Source organism: Microcella sp. (assembly GCF_051860105.1).
Lineage (GTDB): Bacteria > Actinomycetota > Actinomycetes > Actinomycetales > Microbacteriaceae > Microcella.
The window spans coordinates 30,587-45,750 of sequence record NZ_JBHYEO010000007.1; the positions used below are offsets into that span (position 1 = coordinate 30,587).

Annotated in this window: 15 protein-coding genes; 7 read left to right on the plus strand and 8 right to left on the minus strand. The window is 62.9% G+C overall.

Annotation, left to right across the window (positions count from 1 at the left end; all coding sequences use genetic code 11):
* Positions 1-21: 21 nt before the first annotated feature.
* The 4 genes from ACTIE9_RS05615 to ACTIE9_RS05630 are packed head-to-tail and all read right to left on the minus strand — an operon-like array spanning position 22 to position 4,431.
* Positions 22-741: an SDR family NAD(P)-dependent oxidoreductase gene (locus ACTIE9_RS05615; protein ID WP_439564597.1), complete on the minus strand. Its 720-nt coding sequence runs from the start codon at positions 739-741 to the stop codon at positions 22-24.
* Complete coding sequence (locus ACTIE9_RS05620; RefSeq protein WP_439564598.1) at positions 738-1,373, minus strand: bifunctional 4-hydroxy-2-oxoglutarate aldolase/2-dehydro-3-deoxy-phosphogluconate aldolase; 636 nt, start codon at positions 1,371-1,373, stop codon at positions 738-740. Before ACTIE9_RS05620 ends, ACTIE9_RS05615 begins: the two co-directional genes overlap by 4 nt.
* Positions 1,370-2,290, minus strand: coding sequence for a 2-dehydro-3-deoxygalactonokinase (locus ACTIE9_RS05625; RefSeq protein WP_439564599.1), 921 nt, complete (start codon positions 2,288-2,290; stop codon positions 1,370-1,372). The genes ACTIE9_RS05620 and ACTIE9_RS05625 overlap by 4 nt, the downstream gene beginning before the upstream one ends.
* Positions 2,287-4,431 carry a hypothetical protein gene (locus ACTIE9_RS05630; protein WP_439564600.1) on the minus strand — a complete coding sequence of 715 codons (2,145 nt, stop codon included), beginning with the start codon at positions 4,429-4,431 and terminating at the stop codon, positions 2,287-2,289. The genes ACTIE9_RS05625 and ACTIE9_RS05630 overlap by 4 nt, the downstream gene beginning before the upstream one ends.
* A 208-nt stretch (positions 4,432-4,639) precedes the next feature.
* Between ACTIE9_RS05630 and ACTIE9_RS05635 the strand changes: the two genes are divergently transcribed.
* Genes ACTIE9_RS05635 through ACTIE9_RS05660 form a run of 6 tightly spaced genes read left to right on the plus strand, consistent with a single transcriptional unit; the run spans position 4,640 to position 10,253 of the window.
* On the plus strand, positions 4,640-5,863 hold the full coding sequence (locus ACTIE9_RS05635; protein ID WP_439564601.1) for a CaiB/BaiF CoA transferase family protein: 1,224 nt from the start codon (positions 4,640-4,642) through the stop codon (positions 5,861-5,863).
* The gene (locus ACTIE9_RS05640; RefSeq protein WP_439564602.1) at positions 5,860-6,642 is read left to right on the plus strand and encodes an enoyl-CoA hydratase/isomerase family protein; all 783 of its coding nucleotides are present in this window, start codon (positions 5,860-5,862) and stop codon (positions 6,640-6,642) included. Before ACTIE9_RS05635 ends, ACTIE9_RS05640 begins: the two co-directional genes overlap by 4 nt.
* Positions 6,642-7,601 (plus strand): MBL fold metallo-hydrolase, encoded by a 960-nt coding sequence (locus ACTIE9_RS05645; protein ID WP_439564603.1) that lies wholly within the window; start codon positions 6,642-6,644, stop codon positions 7,599-7,601. The genes ACTIE9_RS05640 and ACTIE9_RS05645 overlap by 1 nt, the downstream gene beginning before the upstream one ends.
* A complete protein-coding gene (locus tag ACTIE9_RS05650) occupies positions 7,598-8,680 on the plus strand; it encodes a glycoside hydrolase family 88 protein (protein ID WP_439564604.1) in 1,083 nt (360 codons plus the stop codon). Before ACTIE9_RS05645 ends, ACTIE9_RS05650 begins: the two co-directional genes overlap by 4 nt.
* Positions 8,670-9,383 carry an SDR family NAD(P)-dependent oxidoreductase gene (locus tag ACTIE9_RS05655; RefSeq protein WP_439564605.1) on the plus strand — a complete coding sequence of 238 codons (714 nt, stop codon included), beginning with the start codon at positions 8,670-8,672 and terminating at the stop codon, positions 9,381-9,383. Before ACTIE9_RS05650 ends, ACTIE9_RS05655 begins: the two co-directional genes overlap by 11 nt.
* Positions 9,384-9,392: 9 nt before the next feature.
* Positions 9,393-10,253, plus strand: a complete 861-nt coding sequence (locus tag ACTIE9_RS05660) for a hypothetical protein (RefSeq protein ID WP_439564606.1) — start codon at positions 9,393-9,395, stop codon at positions 10,251-10,253.
* 7 nt (positions 10,254-10,260) lie between these two features.
* On the opposite strand, the gene ACTIE9_RS05665 is transcribed toward ACTIE9_RS05660, so the two are convergent.
* The 3 genes from ACTIE9_RS05665 to ACTIE9_RS05675 form a co-directional block, all read right to left on the minus strand.
* On the minus strand, positions 10,261-10,968 hold the full coding sequence (locus ACTIE9_RS05665) for a FadR/GntR family transcriptional regulator (protein WP_439564607.1): 708 nt from the start codon (positions 10,966-10,968) through the stop codon (positions 10,261-10,263).
* 62 nt (positions 10,969-11,030) lie between these two features.
* Positions 11,031-12,017: a hypothetical protein gene (locus tag ACTIE9_RS05670; RefSeq protein ID WP_439564608.1), complete on the minus strand. Its 987-nt coding sequence runs from the start codon at positions 12,015-12,017 to the stop codon at positions 11,031-11,033.
* The gene (locus ACTIE9_RS05675; protein WP_439564609.1) at positions 11,998-12,846 is read right to left on the minus strand and encodes a phytanoyl-CoA dioxygenase family protein; all 849 of its coding nucleotides are present in this window, start codon (positions 12,844-12,846) and stop codon (positions 11,998-12,000) included. The genes ACTIE9_RS05670 and ACTIE9_RS05675 overlap by 20 nt, the downstream gene beginning before the upstream one ends.
* An 84-nt stretch (positions 12,847-12,930) precedes the next feature.
* Here ACTIE9_RS05675 and ACTIE9_RS05680 point away from each other — a divergent pair, with 84 nt between their 5' ends.
* Positions 12,931-13,767: a helix-turn-helix domain-containing protein gene (locus ACTIE9_RS05680; RefSeq protein ID WP_439564610.1), complete on the plus strand. Its 837-nt coding sequence runs from the start codon at positions 12,931-12,933 to the stop codon at positions 13,765-13,767.
* Between the two features lie 25 nt (positions 13,768-13,792).
* Here the strand turns inward: ACTIE9_RS05680 and ACTIE9_RS05685 are convergent, their stop codons facing one another.
* Positions 13,793-14,518: an SDR family NAD(P)-dependent oxidoreductase gene (locus tag ACTIE9_RS05685; protein WP_439564611.1), complete on the minus strand. Its 726-nt coding sequence runs from the start codon at positions 14,516-14,518 to the stop codon at positions 13,793-13,795.
* Positions 14,519-15,164: the final 646 nt, after the last annotated feature.

The following is a 15,164-nucleotide window of genomic DNA, read 5'->3' on the forward strand; positions in this document are numbered from 1 at the left end:
TAACCGCGTACCGCCCACCGCTTACCGCTTGACCATGAACCCGCCGTCGACGAAGAGCTCGGTGCCGGTGATGAACGACGCCTGTGATCCAGAAAGAAACAGAACCGCGTCAGCAACTTCGCTCGGCTCTGCCATCCGCCCCAGTAGGTGCGCGGCACGTGCTCCCTCGTCGAGATGCTGAGGGTCAGCTGCCTCACTCATCAGTTGGGCCGTGAACCCCGCCCGCACCCATCCGGGGCTGACGACATTGACCCGCACTCCCCGGTGAGCGAATTCCTGTGCGGCTGCCCGGCACAGGGCGATGACGGCGCCCTTGGCGCACGAGTAGACCGATGTGGTGTCGGCTCCGACATGCCCGGCCACCGAACCAATTACCGTGATCGACCCGCCGTCTCGAACGAGATCACCCAGGTGTTTGAGGGTCACGAAGACGCTCATGACGTTGGAGTCCATCACGGTGCGGTAATCATCGATTGACATGTCGGTGATCCGACCCGATCGCAGTGCCCCGACCGAGATGACCACGGCATCGAGGGTGGACTGGGTGGCGGCTAATGCGGCACTGTGTGTGCGCACGGCCTGTTCGTCAGTGAGGTCAACGACGGTGCCGCCGGGCGTTGGCCGAGCATCCCACTCGATCACGTCACGCCCCGACGCCCGCATCGTGCGCACGATCGCCGAGCCGATATCACCGGCTGCTCCCGCAACGAGAACGGGGCGGGCGAGAGCCTCAACGGTCATGGCGATCCTTCCTGACGACGAACTGCGGTGACGAGGGCGTCTGCTTTCGCGCGCACCTCACGGGGCGTGTCTCCCGGCCTGTAGAGCCACGAGCCGACGCCGACGGTCGAGAGGCCGCTGGCGAGAATGCGGGCGGCATTGTCGCCATCAACGCCTCCGACCGCCATGAATGACAGGTCGCTGGGGGCAACCGAGAGCATCCCGGCGATGCCGGAAGCGGGCAGTGCATCGTAGGGAAATAGCTTCACCGTTCGTTGCCCGGCGCTGTAGGCGGCGTACATCTCGCTCGGCGTCATCACTCCGGGAACCGTCTCAAGACCCGCCCGCTGGCACTGCGCGAGTAAATCACGATCGAGGTGCGGCGAGACGGCGAAGGTGGCGCCAGCCGCGACGATCGACGGAATGTGTTTCGGATCACTCAGGGTTCCTACTCCGACTGCGGTGTCGCGTGGCGCAATCGTCACGAGTCGGCGCACGGCATCGAGCGCACCGGGCCGATTGAGCGGAACCTCGATTGCAGTGATCCCCGCGTCGAAGAGCGCCGCGCCCACGTCATTGGCGTCTGTTTCGGTGAGGCCTCGCAGAATCGCGAGGATCGGAACGGCGTTGAGTGCGGCAGTGAGCGTGCTCATTGCGGCCATCCTTCCTGAGTGATCCGCCAGGCTCCTTGTGCGGCCGCATGGCGTGTGGCAATCGTGACGGTCACGTCGACCTGGTTCAGGGCAACGCGGTACCACTCGGCCAGCGTTTCATCGGCGACGACAGTGATGTGTGATGGATGCCCCGCCCAGGCAAGCCCGCCGTGTAACTCTGCTCCGATCACGAGCCCCGAGAGTCGAGCGGTGCTGGCCGCCCGACCTGAACCGGCAATCGCGCCTGATCGCACACTGAACAGGGTGAAGAGCAATTCGCGCTCGTGTGCGTCGGTCACGGCGCGCACGAAATCATTTCGCTGCTCATCGTCGACGGAGAGGTCGGGTGTCAGTGACTCACTGAGCAGTGTGTGCCGACCCAGCGCGGCGAAGGCTTCTCCCGTCATCGCGGTTGTGAAGCCGACGATTCGTCCTTCCGAAATGGTGATCCACTTCGAATGCGAACCCGGAGCGATCACCACTCCGTCGGTGATGCCCTGACCCAACACTTGCGTTTCTTCACCGCGCATCAGGTCATCGCCCGAGGGCGCCTCGACCCGCACGCCCGGAACAATGACGACCTCGCGGTTGGCACAGGCGGGGCCGAGTAGGTCAGCGGGTACCCGCGTCACGGCCTGAGCAATCTCGGAAACACCGGCGGGAGCATCCACGTACGGAACGACCATCAGACCTGCCGTGCTGCCGATCATTCCGGAGAGCACAATGGGCCCGCGGGTTTCGGGTAGCTCTGCCATGACCGTGTCGAGAGCCGTGGCGAGGTCTGCCGGGGTGCGACCGCGCACCCCGGTGGCGCCCCGCACCGATGCGCCAGGTTCGCCTCGCGTGACGACGGTGGCGCGCAGGCTCGTGGTTCCCCAGTCGATTGAGACGATCTCGTCGATTGGTGGCGCGGTCACGGCTGCGCCAGGTCGGTGAGGGTCAGGATCATCGCCGATTCGGGGGCGACCGTGATCGTTGCCCGCGAGTCGACGACCAGGTGTTCGACGCCCTGGCGCGACATGAGCGCCGGGCGAGACAGTGAGGCGGTGAACTCAGTGGGCACGATCACCGTGATCGTGCGCGAGTGCCGGCTGTCGCCGAGCCATCCCGACTCGACATTGCCGAGCAAGATGTGTAGCGCGCCGTTCGATACCCAGCCATGCAGTGACACGGTTTCGTGGATGGCGGCAGGAACAGAACTGAGCCAGTCGTGTGACGCTCGGGTGGTCAGAATCGATCGGCAGACGACGTAGTGCGGGTCGGCAGAGCCAATCTGATAGTGCGTCATTCGTCGGTCGGTACCGTTGGCAATGGTGGGTGGAAACCACCAATGAACATCATGGTTGGTCACGGTCGCGGTGGGCCCGTCGCTGGAGTCGTAGATCACGGTGCTGTGAGCACGCGCACTCGATACCGACCGCGTCGGCATATACGGCCAGGCGTGGGCTTTGACGCCCCCCTCACGACTGACAGCGATACCGCGTGCGTAGCCCATCGGGGCAACGTCGGTGCTGCGGTCGACGCCCAGGTCACCAGCGGTCTGCGGGCTGAGGTCATCAACGCTGGCGACCACGAGTGAGCCCTGAGCATGAATGGCGGTATCCGCATCTCCGGGGCCCACGATGCGCCCTTCGGGGTGCTCACCAGCGATGAGCTCGGTCGTCGCGCTGATCACCGGCAAGCCCCACTTGAGCAGGAATCCGGCAGCGTCTTCGGTGGGTTCGCTGGCCCCGCTGAAGTGCAGAACCGAGGCGGCGCCGCTCGCCACCAGAACCGGCCCGAGGGGGCGCTCAAGACGGTCAACACTCGCCGTTGCGTGATCGATCTCGTCAAGGACGACGGCGAGATCGTCTTCGAGAATCAACGCGCCGGTGCGGTCGTTGCCGACGGCAAAGTAGTGACCTCCCACGCGGTGAAGGCCGCGGTCTGATGTCACGACAGCGTGGGTGAACGCCCAGATTCCCCAGGTCAACTTGTCGGGGTAGTCATGCAGTGTGTCGTACGGTTCCCAGCCATCGAGCAACTGAATGAGTGGGTAGTGGCGGCAACCACCATCGTTGCGCGCGCGGTTACCCTCGGCGATGAGCGCTGCACGGGCGAGAAGGTTACTGAGCTGAAAGGTCCAGCCTTGCCATCCGGCATCCCACCAGTCTTGCCACGCCCCGCCCCAGGTCTGATCAACCCATCCGTCAATCATTCCCTCGGCAACAACGCGAGCGATATCGAGTCGACCGAACCGGGTTTCGACCGTCGGTGACAGCCCGGTCGAGTACAGACACAGCCAGGTGCTCGGTGAGGCCTCTTTGATCGCTCGCGTCACGGAGACGAGGGAGGTTGTCCATTCGGTGACGTCGTCAGTAGTCGCGATGTCGCTGGCGCCATCGAAATTGATGCGCCCAGCGTGCACGGGGCTGGTTGTCTCGTCACGCATGAGCAAGAGATCAAAGCCGACAAAATCGGAAAACGATGCCCACTGATCGGCAAAGAGATCGGCGAAAGAATCACCGTCGGCGATTCCGTTGGGCCGGGTCGCCAGGGCGCGGTGATCAGCGTGCAGGGGTTGTCGCCAGTCGACGCCGGGGCCATGCAGAGTGACGGCGGGGTCGAAGGGATACAGGTGAGGCTGCCGGCGGTACCACTCACCCTGCTCTTGGTACAACGCGCCTTCCGCCGATTCTTCGGTTGATTCGCCGGGGGCGCGCACGATTTCGTTCACGAATTCGCCGATGCCCAGCACGAGCATCCCGATTCTTAATGACGCAACTCCATGTTCAGCTGCTGCGTCGCGAACCATGTCGGTCACGTTCCGCAGGTCTGCGTAGGTCGCGCGTGACCATGCATCAAGACGACGAGAGTGAATAGGGAGATTCTGGCTTCCGTCGCCCTCCCACAGCATCACGGGGTCGATCAGCCACCCGAGATTGAGCACGAGGCCAGCGACGGCATCATCACTGGCTCGCCGCCACACGGGAGCCAAACGCTCCATGACGGTGTGGATGCGCTCGCGATCGGGGCCATTGCCCAGCGCGTCGATGTCCAACTCGAGTATGCGATCCATGAACATCCATCCGCTCGATCAATAATGTGTGACTATATTGTGCCGCTCGACGGGCGGTCAATCGTGCGCGAACCTCACTGTCTCGCCGGGGAGTCTGGCCCGAAAGGCGTCGCGCTCGGCATCGCCGGTGGGCATTTGTTGACGTTCGCGCAACGCGCACCCTAGTATTCGCAGGGTCAGTAAATAATACTTATAGGAGGCTGACGCAGTGCTGGAGACGAACTCAGGAGCCTTGGACGGAATCCGCGTCCTCGATGCCACCCAGATGCTTGCTGGCCCTCTGGCGGCAACGCGTTTGGGTGATCTCGGAGCCGACGTCATTAAGATCGAGCCTCCCAAAGACGGTGAGTTCAACCGCACCCACGGCTTTGGCGATGTGCGTCACGCGGGTGAGATGACGACCTTTCTCGCGGTCAATCGCAACAAACGCAGTTTCGCTGTCGATCTCAAGTCAGACGAGGGCCGCGATGCGGTACGACGTCTGGCGGCGACGAGCGATGTGTTCATTCAGAACTTTCGGCACGGAACGGCCGAGCGACTCGGAATTGGCTACGACGACCTGGCGCCGCTGAACCCCGGCATCATCTATTGCTCAATCAGTGGTTTCGGTCGGGTTGGGCCCTACCGCAGTCGACCCGGTCAAGACCTCATTCTGCAGGGCTACAGCGGGTCGATGTTCTCGGTCGGCGCCGAGGGTGACGCCCCCGCACCCGGCGCTCTGTGGGCGGCCGACGTTATGACCGGCTACCAGGCTGCCATCGGCATTCTTGCCGCGCTGCATGAGCGCGAGCGAAGTGGTCGCGGTCAGCACATTGAGGTCGACATGTTCTCGGTGGTGCTCGACAGTCAGCTGCAAGAGCTCGTCACCTACCTCAACACCGGCGAGGCGCCGACGCGCACCGCGAGCCCGGCCGCGCACGCCTCGATTCCTGGGCCCTATGGGGTCTACCGCACGGCCGACGGGTGGTTGACGTTGGCCATGTCGCCTCTGGTCTCGTTGGGCCACATGCTCGACAGCGACTGGCTGCGGTCGTTGACCAACTACAACGACGGCATGGTGCGGCGCGACGAGATTTATGCGCACATCAAAGACGCATTCCTCGGTCGCACGACGGCCGAATGGGTCGAGCTTGCAGATCTGCACGGAGTGTGGGCGGGGCCCGTGCACGACTATGTGTCGCTCGCGGCAGATCCGCACCTCGCCGCGACGGGCGCCTTCGTGCAGCAACCGCAGGGCGGTGTGCCCACGACCACCCTCCGGCCACCTCTGCACCTGTCGCGCACACCGGCCACGATTCGCCGCGGGGCGCCCGGGCTGGGTGAGCACAGCGCTGAAATCTTGACGTCGATCGGATACTCGGCAGAACAGGTCGCCGGCCTGGTTGACTCGGGTGTCATTCGCGCGTCTGTTGCCCAGGAGGTGAGCTCGTGAGCGATCACATTCTTCGCGAAGATGACGGTCATGTGGCCGTGATCACTCTCAACCGTCCCGAGAAGCTCAACGCCATGACCGTGGCGATGGATCGTCATCTCAACGAGATGGTCTACGAGATCAATAACGACGACGCGATCAGAGCAGTGGTTCTGACCGGCGCGGGTGATCGCGCCTTTTCCGCGGGAAGCGACATCACCGATCTCGACGGGTACGGCACCAACTGGCAATACCGCAACCGGTTTGACGCTCGCCGTGACTATGCGCGCGCGGTCTGGTTGATTCGTAAACCCGTTGTTGCGGCGATCGATGGCTACTGCATTGGGGGCGGTCTCGAAATGGCGTGCGCCGCTGACGTTCGTTTTGCCACTCCCCGATCAACGTTCGCGGCAGGGGAGATCAAGTGGGGCTGGCACGGCGGGTCGGGCGCGACTCAGCTCTTGTCTCACTTGATTGGGGCTGGTGCGGCGTCAGAGATGTTGCTCACCGGTGACCGCATTGATGCGGATCAGGCTCTTCGCTGGGGCCTGATTCAGCACCTCGTTGAGCCGGAGGATGTGCGCCCTCGCGCCCTCGCGCTCGCGCAGACCATCGCCTCACGGTCGCCCATCGCGACGCAGCGCACCAAGTTCATGGTGCGCATGTCGAAGAACATTCCCCTTGACGTGGCGTTGCACGTTGAAAACGATTCCTTCAGCTACTTGATGATGACCGACGATGCGGCCGAAGGGCGGGCCGCCTTCGGCGAAAAGCGCGAGCCGCGCTTCACGGGGCAGTAATGCCGGGCTATCGGATCGCCGACAAGGTGCATGCGATTGAGATGCCCCTCGGTGAGCGAGTCTCGCGCGTATATGTGTTCATGGGTTCACGCGGTGCCGTGCTCTACGACACCGGGTGCGCCGGCGACATCCGTGCACACGTGGTGCCCTATCTCATTGAGATCGGCTTGTCTGCTGACGACGTCACTGCTGTCGTCGTCAGCCACTGTGACATCGACCACTTTGGTGGTCTCGGTGACTGCGCCGAGGTGTTTCCGCGTGCGGCGCTCATCGCACATCGCTCAGACGCTGCTCTGATGAATGTCGAGGTCTACCTCGATCAGCGTGCCCGTGAATTCAGACACCTTGGTCTCGATGAACCCGACGAGGTGATTGCCTGGTCGCGGGCCTCGTCATCGGGGGGTTTCCCCACCCAGCTGATCGACGGCGATGTTGACTACGACCTCGGTGACCGGCGCCTCGAGATTTTGCACGTGCCCGGACACAGTCTCGGCCACCTGGCGATGTGGGACGCCGAACAGGGCGTTCTTGCCATCAGTGATGCTGCCCTCGGAGCGTACGTGCCGTTTGCCGATGGGGCTCCGTCGTTTCCCCCCACCTACCGGTATCCGGCCGAGTACGTACAGTCGGCACAGCGACTGCAGTCGTTGCCCTTTACCTCTCTCGAAACGGCGCACTATCCGACGAGTGGTCTGGATTCTGGGCGATCACTTCTCGAACGATCCGTCGTTTTCGCGCAGGCTGCCGAGACTGCGGTACTCGATGTTCTTGCGCAGGCTGATGGGCCCATCGACCTGCCTGAAATGGTGAGTCGGGTGGGTGATCTCATCGCGACGTGGCCTCGAGAGGGCCGCGACCCGGCTCTCGCTCAGCCGATCATGGGCCACCTAGAAGACCTGGAGCGCGAGGGTCGCGTCGTACGAACGAAAGGGGCGGCCGTCACATGGGCGCTGGCGTGACCACCACCGCAATGACCGTTGCTGTTGCGGAATCTTTGCTTGACCTCAGCTATGACACCTGGAACTTCGGCGACTCGGTGGGCTTTGAAGGTCTCGTGCGCGCCAGTGAACTCACCGGAGACGAGAAGTACGCACAGTTCGCTCGGGCGTGGATGCGATCGTGGGCTTCACGCCGGCACCCATTCCGTCGGCTTGACGCCACGGCTCCGGGCACTGCAATGGTTCACATTCTGCGCCGCTATGGCGATGACGATCTGCTGACTGCGGCCCGAGATCTTGCGGGATATCTCACGTCTCGCCCTCTGATTCGCGGCATCTATGCCACCTGGGAATCCTCCCCCCTGATGTCGCCCTACGGCGGAGAACCGCTCTCTGAGCTCGAGCAACAGTGGCTCGCTCAGCCCCCTGCAGGATCCTTTCTTGACTGCCTGCACTTTGATCCGCCGTTCTTCACCGGTTTGGGGGAACTGGTTGGAGACGCTGCTCTGATTCGTATCGGTGTTGACCAGGCGAAGGGGTATATTCGCGAGCTGCAGCGCCCGACCGGCGACTTCGCTCACTTCATTTTGGAAGGCGTTGACGGCACGTTCGGAACGGGCTGGACCCGAGGCCAGGGGTGGGCGCTACTGGGTCTTCTTGATGTGCTCGAGAACCTCGCACGACCCGGCGCCGCCGCAGTCGCAACTGATGACGAGCGGCAGACGCTGCAGAATGCGGCCGTTGCGTTGATTGAGCGGATGCTCGTGACTCAGCGCCCCGACGGACACTGGGATGCTCGACTCGATGATCCCGCCAGCGGCATGGAGAGCTCAACCGCCGCGTTCATGGCCGAGGGCTTCCGTCGTGCGCGCGAGTTGGGGGTGAGCGCCCACCCCGACCTGCGCCATGCCGAAGATCGTGCGCGCGCCGCCGTGCGCGCCAGCATTGGCGATGGTGGTCTTCTCACCGAGGTGTCGGTCGCAGTGATGGCCTGTACCCGTGACTCGCACTACGCGAATGTTCCCCGTGGATATCGTGTTCCGTGGGGGCAGGGCCCCGCTCTGCTGGCACTGACCGAAGGTGGCGTGCATGACGGTTGACCGCATCGCCGTGGTGTCTGGTGCTGCTCGCGGTATTGGCCGCGCTATTGCCGATCGACTCGTCGCTGATGGCTACCGCGTGATCGGTCTCGATCTTTCGTTCGACGACGCCCCTGATGATCGCGAGCAGGTTGTCGGCGATGTGGGTGATGACGCCACGTGGGCGCAGCTGGTCGCGACTCACGAGCTTTCGCGTCGCGGAGTTCATCTGCTGGTGAATAACGCGTACCTCTTGATCGCCAAGCCCATTCACGAGTTATCGATCGACGAGTGGTCGCGTCAGATGGCGGTGAATCTCGACGCCCTGCACCGTTCAGCGCGCCACATCATTCCCTGCATGGTCGAGGGGTCGTCCATCATCGCCGTGTCGTCGGTGCACGCCTTAATCGGCGTCTCTGCGTACCCGGCTTATGCCGCGGCCAAGGGTGCGTCGGTGGCGCTTGCCCGCCAGATGGCGGTCGAGTACGGCCCGAAGATTCGCGTGAATGCCGTCTTGCCCGGGCCGATCCGCACAGCAGCGTGGGATCGCATCCCGGTAGAAGCCCACGAGAAGACGGCGGCGGGTACGGCAATGAAGCGACTCGGAAGCCCGAACGAGGTCGCCGCCGCGGTGGCCTTCTTGGCCTCTGACGACGCGTCGTACATCACGGGAACGAGCCTGCTGGTTGACGGTGGCTACACCGCGCTCAAGTCAGAAGAGTGACCGCACGCGATGACAACCGTCGCGACGCAGGCGAGCCGATGGCAGGGTTTTGACGCGGTTCGCAGCTCGCTCGGCGAGATGACGATCGACGTTGTTCCCGCGCTCGGCGCGAAGATCGCGTCACTCACCTGGCGTGGAGAGGAGTGGCTACTGCAGCCCCGTGAGAGCGTCGACTGGTCGAAACCTCGGGTCGCCTACGAGAGCGCCGAGTTGTGCGGCTGGGACGAGATGTTCCCCACGATCGTCGGCACGGGCCTTCCCGATCACGGTGACGTCTGGAATCGAGAATGGGCCACGACATCGACACCGTCGCTCGACGTCAGTGTCGAATGTCACACCGTTCCTGTCTCGTTTCGGCGAACCATTTGTCTAATGGCTGGGGGCCGGCTCTCCCTCGACTACGACGTGACGAATCTCTCGGATGGTGACGTCTCGTTCCTGTGGGCTGCGCATCCGCAGTTCGTTGTCAACGAAACCGACCACGTGTCTACTGAGGGTGCCTCGCTCGTCGGAGTCACCGACGCTCGTCGTGGCAGCCTGCTGACCGGTTCCGTTCGCGTGGCCGACATTGCCGAGCCCGGTGGCACGGGCAAGTGGTGGAATCGGCGGGGTGACGCGGTGCGAGGCATGTCGCTGGAGCGCGGTGGGGCTCGAGTGTCGCTCTCGCTGTCGGCACCGCATCCGCCCCAGTGGGGATTGTGGATCGATCGCGGCGCGATCGCGCAAACGGATGTCGTGTCGATCCAGCCCGCTCTGGGTTGGCACGACGACCTGCATCGCGCTGTTGCTAACGGAACCGCGGCGAGACTCGCGCCCCACGCGTCACTGTCGTGGCGCGTGGGCGTTGAGTTCAGCGCGGTGCACGCGTGACGCCCCGTTAGGGCGCAAGTCTCGGAATGGAACGTGCGGCGTTGGTGAGGAGCGCCCGCATGGCGTCTTCCGCCTCTTGGGCTTCACGAGCGACGACCGCGTCGAGCACGCGGCGATGCAGGGCAATCTCGCGCCGCGGTGGGGGCAGGGTCTTGTGCACGAGTGAGTCGCGTGAACGGAGGCCTAGCTCGATGATGACCGACAGGCTTCCGACGAGATCGTTGTGGGAGGCTTCGAGCAGGGCGGCATGGAAAGCGACGTCGGCCTCGACGAAGCCCTCGATATCGCCATTGTGAATCGTGCGTGACATGCGGGCCAGTGCCTCGGAGGCGGCTTCGACATCGGTGGCCACCCGTCGCTCGGCCGCGAGGCGAGCCGACGGTGGCTCGATCATTTCTCGAATCTCGTGCAGTTCATCGAAGAGGTCGGTGGTCGTCCCTGCCGACTCAAATCGCCAGCGCAAGACGTCTGGGTCGAGCTTGTTCCATTCACGTTCTGGGCGCACGAAAGTTCCTCGACGCTGCCGTGAATCGACGAGCCCCTTGCTGGCCAGCACCTTGAAGGCTTCGCGAATAACCGTGCGGGAGACGCCGAAGCGCTGTTCGAGTGCTTCTGTTTCGATGGTGTCGTCGGGGCTGTAGGTACCCGAGATGATCTCTTCACCGAGCAGTTGGACGACGCGTCCGTGGCTGCCTCGCTCGTGGTACCGGGCCATTGACGTCTCCTCGGCTGGTGCGTGGATGCTGGTCAACGAGTCGACCAGCCGCTTCCACTATGTCAGGTGCCCGACGTCGGCGTGAGGGTCACGAGACGCCCCCCAATAATCCACTCCGTTACATACAGCGTTCCATCGTTGCCCACCGCAATGCCGTGGGGGCTTCGGAACGTACCGGGTTCAAGGGTTGGACGCGTGAGCACGCCGCCGACGCGCTGGTTCGGCCAGTCATCGTCCGTGCTGCGGGAGCGATCGCCGTAACGGGCGACGCACTCGTCCCGGTCGTTGAACGCAACCAGCCCGCCGTACAGTTCTGTGACCCAGAGAGTCGACCCGTCGAACGCAAATCCCGACGGGCTGGTCACGACATCGTCGCCGAAGTGGCACACGTCGTCACCCTCGAGAGACAGACGAACCAGCCGGCGGTTGCCGCGGTCTGCGATGATGAGGCTCGGTTCACTGCGCCGCCGGTCGACGACAATCGCGTGAGGTTGAACAAACGACATCCCGTCATCGGTTCCCGTCTTTGACCAGAGCACGGCACCCGATCGTGTGAAGCAGTGCACAGCGCTTTTGCCGTAGCCATCCGCGACCCAGACGCGGTCTTGGTCTGCCGCGATGCTGGTCGGCCGCCACCCCTGCAGTTCAGCGGGGAGGGCGCCATCGGTCAGCTCGTTGAGAACTCGGCCGTCAAGGTCGAGGCGCACGGCACGCCCTGGCGTCACCAGCGGCGGCTCGTCGTCAACCCCGGTAGGTACGGGCTTGTAGCCGTTGTCGGCGATCCAGAGTGATGACGAGTTCGTTACGGCGGGGTCGTCAAGTGCTATGCCGTGGCACTCGGAGATGTCCAGGAGCGACGAGAGCTGCGTGGTGCCCCAAGTGACGAGGTGGCGTCCACTGGCTGTAGCCGTGATGACGGTTCCGTTCGGAAGTGCGACGACGCCATGGTGGGCCCACCCGCCGATACCGTCAACGCTGGCATCAGTTTCGGCCCAGAGGTACTGTCGCCCGCCAATGACGACCGTCGGGTCAGAGCCCGTCATTTTCACGCCAGTGATCCTGCCATCTCCAGTCAATGGGATCGGCGGCACGCTGATAGCGAATGTCTGTCGACAGACGGATGCGATCCATCGGATCGACGTTGTCAGTGCCGGCATGAATAATGTGCGCCGAGTGCACCACGACATCGCCTGCTTCATAGTCGGCGACGAGCCACCGGGTGTCATACTTCTCTGCCAACTTCGGCAGGTCCGCAGTGATCCACTGTGCTGGGCGCAGAATGCCGTCACGCTCGTCTTTCATGACGTGCTGGTGTGTTCCCTCTAGATATGCAAGCCCGCCCATGTCGACCGGGCAGTCACCCATCGGGATCCACATCGACAAGACCTTGTCGGTTCCTTCGCGCAGGTACACAAGGTCGTAATGCGCCTGGGTGGCCGTGCCAATACCGGCTTCGCCCGGTCGTACGTGGCGAACAATCTTGCGCTTATGCAGGTGAACATCGTCACCGAGGAACCACTCGAACCACCCCTTGATCGCGGGATGTGCGGTGATCGCCTGGTAATACGCTCCCGGAACGATTTCGTCAAACAGGATGCTGCGCATCAACCCGCGGTCGATATCGGCCTGGGCATCCACGCCGACCCGCACGTCGGAGCCGCGCTCGATGAGCCCCGTGGCCGCCATCTTCGTGAAGTAGTACTCGCGGAAGTCTCGGACGATCTGCGGGTCGATCTGGTTTTTCAAGTACAGGTAGCCGTCGCGCCGCATGCGGTGCCAGAGCGCATCTTTGTCGTCACGTTCGGAATCGGGAACCGGTTCGAGGAGTCCCAGCCGCCGGGGGGATTCATCTAGCGTGTAGCCGTTGGAGGTGATCATGAAACGAGTATTGGATAAACGTCCTCGCTTACTCCATGGACTCCCGTGCATAAGTATTGGACTTTTCGGGGAAGAATCGACCGCATGGTGACACTCTTAGACAATTGGAGTCATTTCACGACGCCACTGGAGGGCCTGTCGAAGCACTCGCTCGTGTGTATTGGCGCCGGTGAACAGAGTGGTTCGTGGCGCGGATTCCGAGGACGTCGACTTCGGCATCCGGCGCTGGTCCTCGTTTCAGTGGGCTCAGGGTGGTACGTCGATGCCACGTCACCGACTGGAATCGCGATCGAAGCTCCGCATGCCTTGTGGCTGAGCCCCGGAGTTGAACACGGATATGGGCCTGCACCTTCGGGCTGGAGTGAACACTGGCTGATTTTCGGCGGGCGAGGGGTGGCCGCATACACCGAAATCGGCGTGTTGTCTCAGCTGTCGCCCGTGATCCCTCTCAGTCGCTCTATTCTCGAGGTGCTCCCGCTCTTTTCGACACTGCGGACCGCCATCCATGACACGACCATCGTCGGCCAGCTGGAGACTTCCGTACTCGCGCAACGCATCATCGCGGGCACTGTGCGCGCTCACTACCCGACGACGGGAGCCCCGCCGGAAAAGGATCTCTTGCACCGTCTCGCTCTGCAGGCCTTCGAGACCCTGTCCGTTTCCGAACGTGCCCGCCAACTCGGACTATCCGTCGAAGAGCTCCGACGTGAAGTTGCTCGGCAGACCGGCCTGACGCCTTTGGAGTACGTGCTCGACCGCAGGGTCGCGCGAGCATGCGAACTCTTGACCTCGAGCAACGAAACGATCACTCGTATCGCTCGAGGCGTCGGGTATACCGATGCTGCGTACTTCTCGCGGTTGTTCTCGGAGCGGGTGGGAATGTCACCGCGGCGGTTTCGTGAGCAGCAGTCTCGTACCTAATCGGCGTGCACGAGGCGGTCGGTGGCTATTTCTTGACCATGAAGCCGCCATCGACGAACAGTTCGGTGCCGGTGATGAAGCTCGCCTCGTCGCTCGCAAGAAATGTCACGGCACGTGCCACTTCGCTGGGGGTCGCCATACGCCCGAGCAAGTGACTCGCATTAGCTGAACGCCGCATCTCGGCGGGGTTTTCTGCGGACCTCAGAACCTGATCTGTAAAGCCGGCATCAACCCACCCGGGGCAAACGGTGTTGACGCGCACTCCGCGCGTTGAGAACTCTTGTGAGATCGCTCGTCCGAAGCTGACGATCGCGCCCTTGCTCGTCGCGTAGGCACTTGTCGTGACCGCGCCGATGAACGCGGTCACCGATGATATGAGCACAATCGAACCGCCGTCGATGATCGCCGGCCCGAGGTGTTTGACCGTTAAGAAGGTTCCCGTCACGTTGACGCCCATCACGGTGTTCCAGTCCTCCAGAGTCATTGCGGTAATGGGGGACGACCGGAGAGCTGCAGCCGAGGTCACCAGCGTGTCGATTCCTCCGAGGATCTCGAGGGTCACCTGCGCTGCCCGGGCGACGTCGTCTTCGTTCGTGACATCCACTCGCAGGGCGTGGGAGTTGCTCTTGACCGGTTCGGATGCATCCCATTCGACGACGGTGGCGCCTGCGGCGTGAAAGCGGCCGACGATCTCGCGGCCGATTCCACCAGAGGCTCCGGTGACGACCACTCGCTGCGTGCTGTTCATCATGAGACCGCCAACTTTCTCGACTGTGCTGTGCTTGGGTCAACGGTGTCGTGTTCCCATCGGGTCGTGCAGAATCGACCATAAGTAGTATCTATCGAGACCTGATACAGCACAACTGAGTGAATCTTCCCAGTATCACTGCCAACAGAACGGTCCAGATTCTCGCCTCCGGCAACGCCGAGAGTCGAGATAGTTGCCCTGTTTTATTGTGCAAGGGGGGATGTGAGAGCCCTGTTGTCCATGAGCTGACGTGGAGATCCGAGTTACATCGGGCGGAATGGTATTGCGATAAGTATGAAATAAACAGTACGCTGACATCGGCACCTTGCCCCTGACGAAGAGGTCATAGCAACCATGAACGACTCCGAGAGCTCTGCGAGCGGTCTTCGGTATGGCGAGGCTCTTGCCATGACCGTTGACGCGCGCCCTCTCGCGGCCGCCGACTGGTCTACGAACTCCTCGTGCACGAGCACTCTTGAGCGGGACTCCCTCGCGCACGAATGCCGGCATCACACAATGCGGATCGTCCTTTCGAGATCGAGCCCGCGCACTACCGAAGATCGATGGGCAACCCGCCGCATCGAGTTCACCAAAACAGTAGGGAATGACCATGCGTAAAAGTGCACCAAGGACGGTGTTCACGTTCGGT

Excerpts from the sequence above, each read along its gene's own strand:
- ACTIE9_RS05680 (WP_439564610.1), top strand. The coding sequence starts at position 12,931 with ATGGTGACACTCTTAGACAATTGGAGTCATTTCACGACGCCACTGGAG.
- ACTIE9_RS05685 (WP_439564611.1), bottom strand. The coding sequence starts at position 14,518 with ATGATGAACAGCACGCAGCGAGTGGTCGTCACCGGAGCCTCTGGTGGA.
- ACTIE9_RS05630 (WP_439564600.1), bottom strand. The coding sequence starts at position 4,431 with ATGGATCGCATACTCGAGTTGGACATCGACGCGCTGGGCAATGGCCCC.
- ACTIE9_RS05615 (WP_439564597.1), bottom strand. The coding sequence starts at position 741 with ATGACCGTTGAGGCTCTCGCCCGCCCCGTTCTCGTTGCGGGAGCAGCC.
- ACTIE9_RS05660 (WP_439564606.1), top strand. The coding sequence starts at position 9,393 with ATGACAACCGTCGCGACGCAGGCGAGCCGATGGCAGGGTTTTGACGCG.
- ACTIE9_RS05645 (WP_439564603.1), top strand. The coding sequence starts at position 6,642 with ATGCCGGGCTATCGGATCGCCGACAAGGTGCATGCGATTGAGATGCCC.
- ACTIE9_RS05665 (WP_439564607.1), bottom strand. The coding sequence starts at position 10,968 with ATGGCCCGGTACCACGAGCGAGGCAGCCACGGACGCGTCGTCCAACTG.
- ACTIE9_RS05655 (WP_439564605.1), top strand. The coding sequence starts at position 8,670 with ATGACGGTTGACCGCATCGCCGTGGTGTCTGGTGCTGCTCGCGGTATT.
- ACTIE9_RS05675 (WP_439564609.1), bottom strand. The coding sequence starts at position 12,846 with ATGATCACCTCCAACGGCTACACGCTAGATGAATCCCCCCGGCGGCTG.
- ACTIE9_RS05620 (WP_439564598.1), bottom strand. The coding sequence starts at position 1,373 with ATGAGCACGCTCACTGCCGCACTCAACGCCGTTCCGATCCTCGCGATT.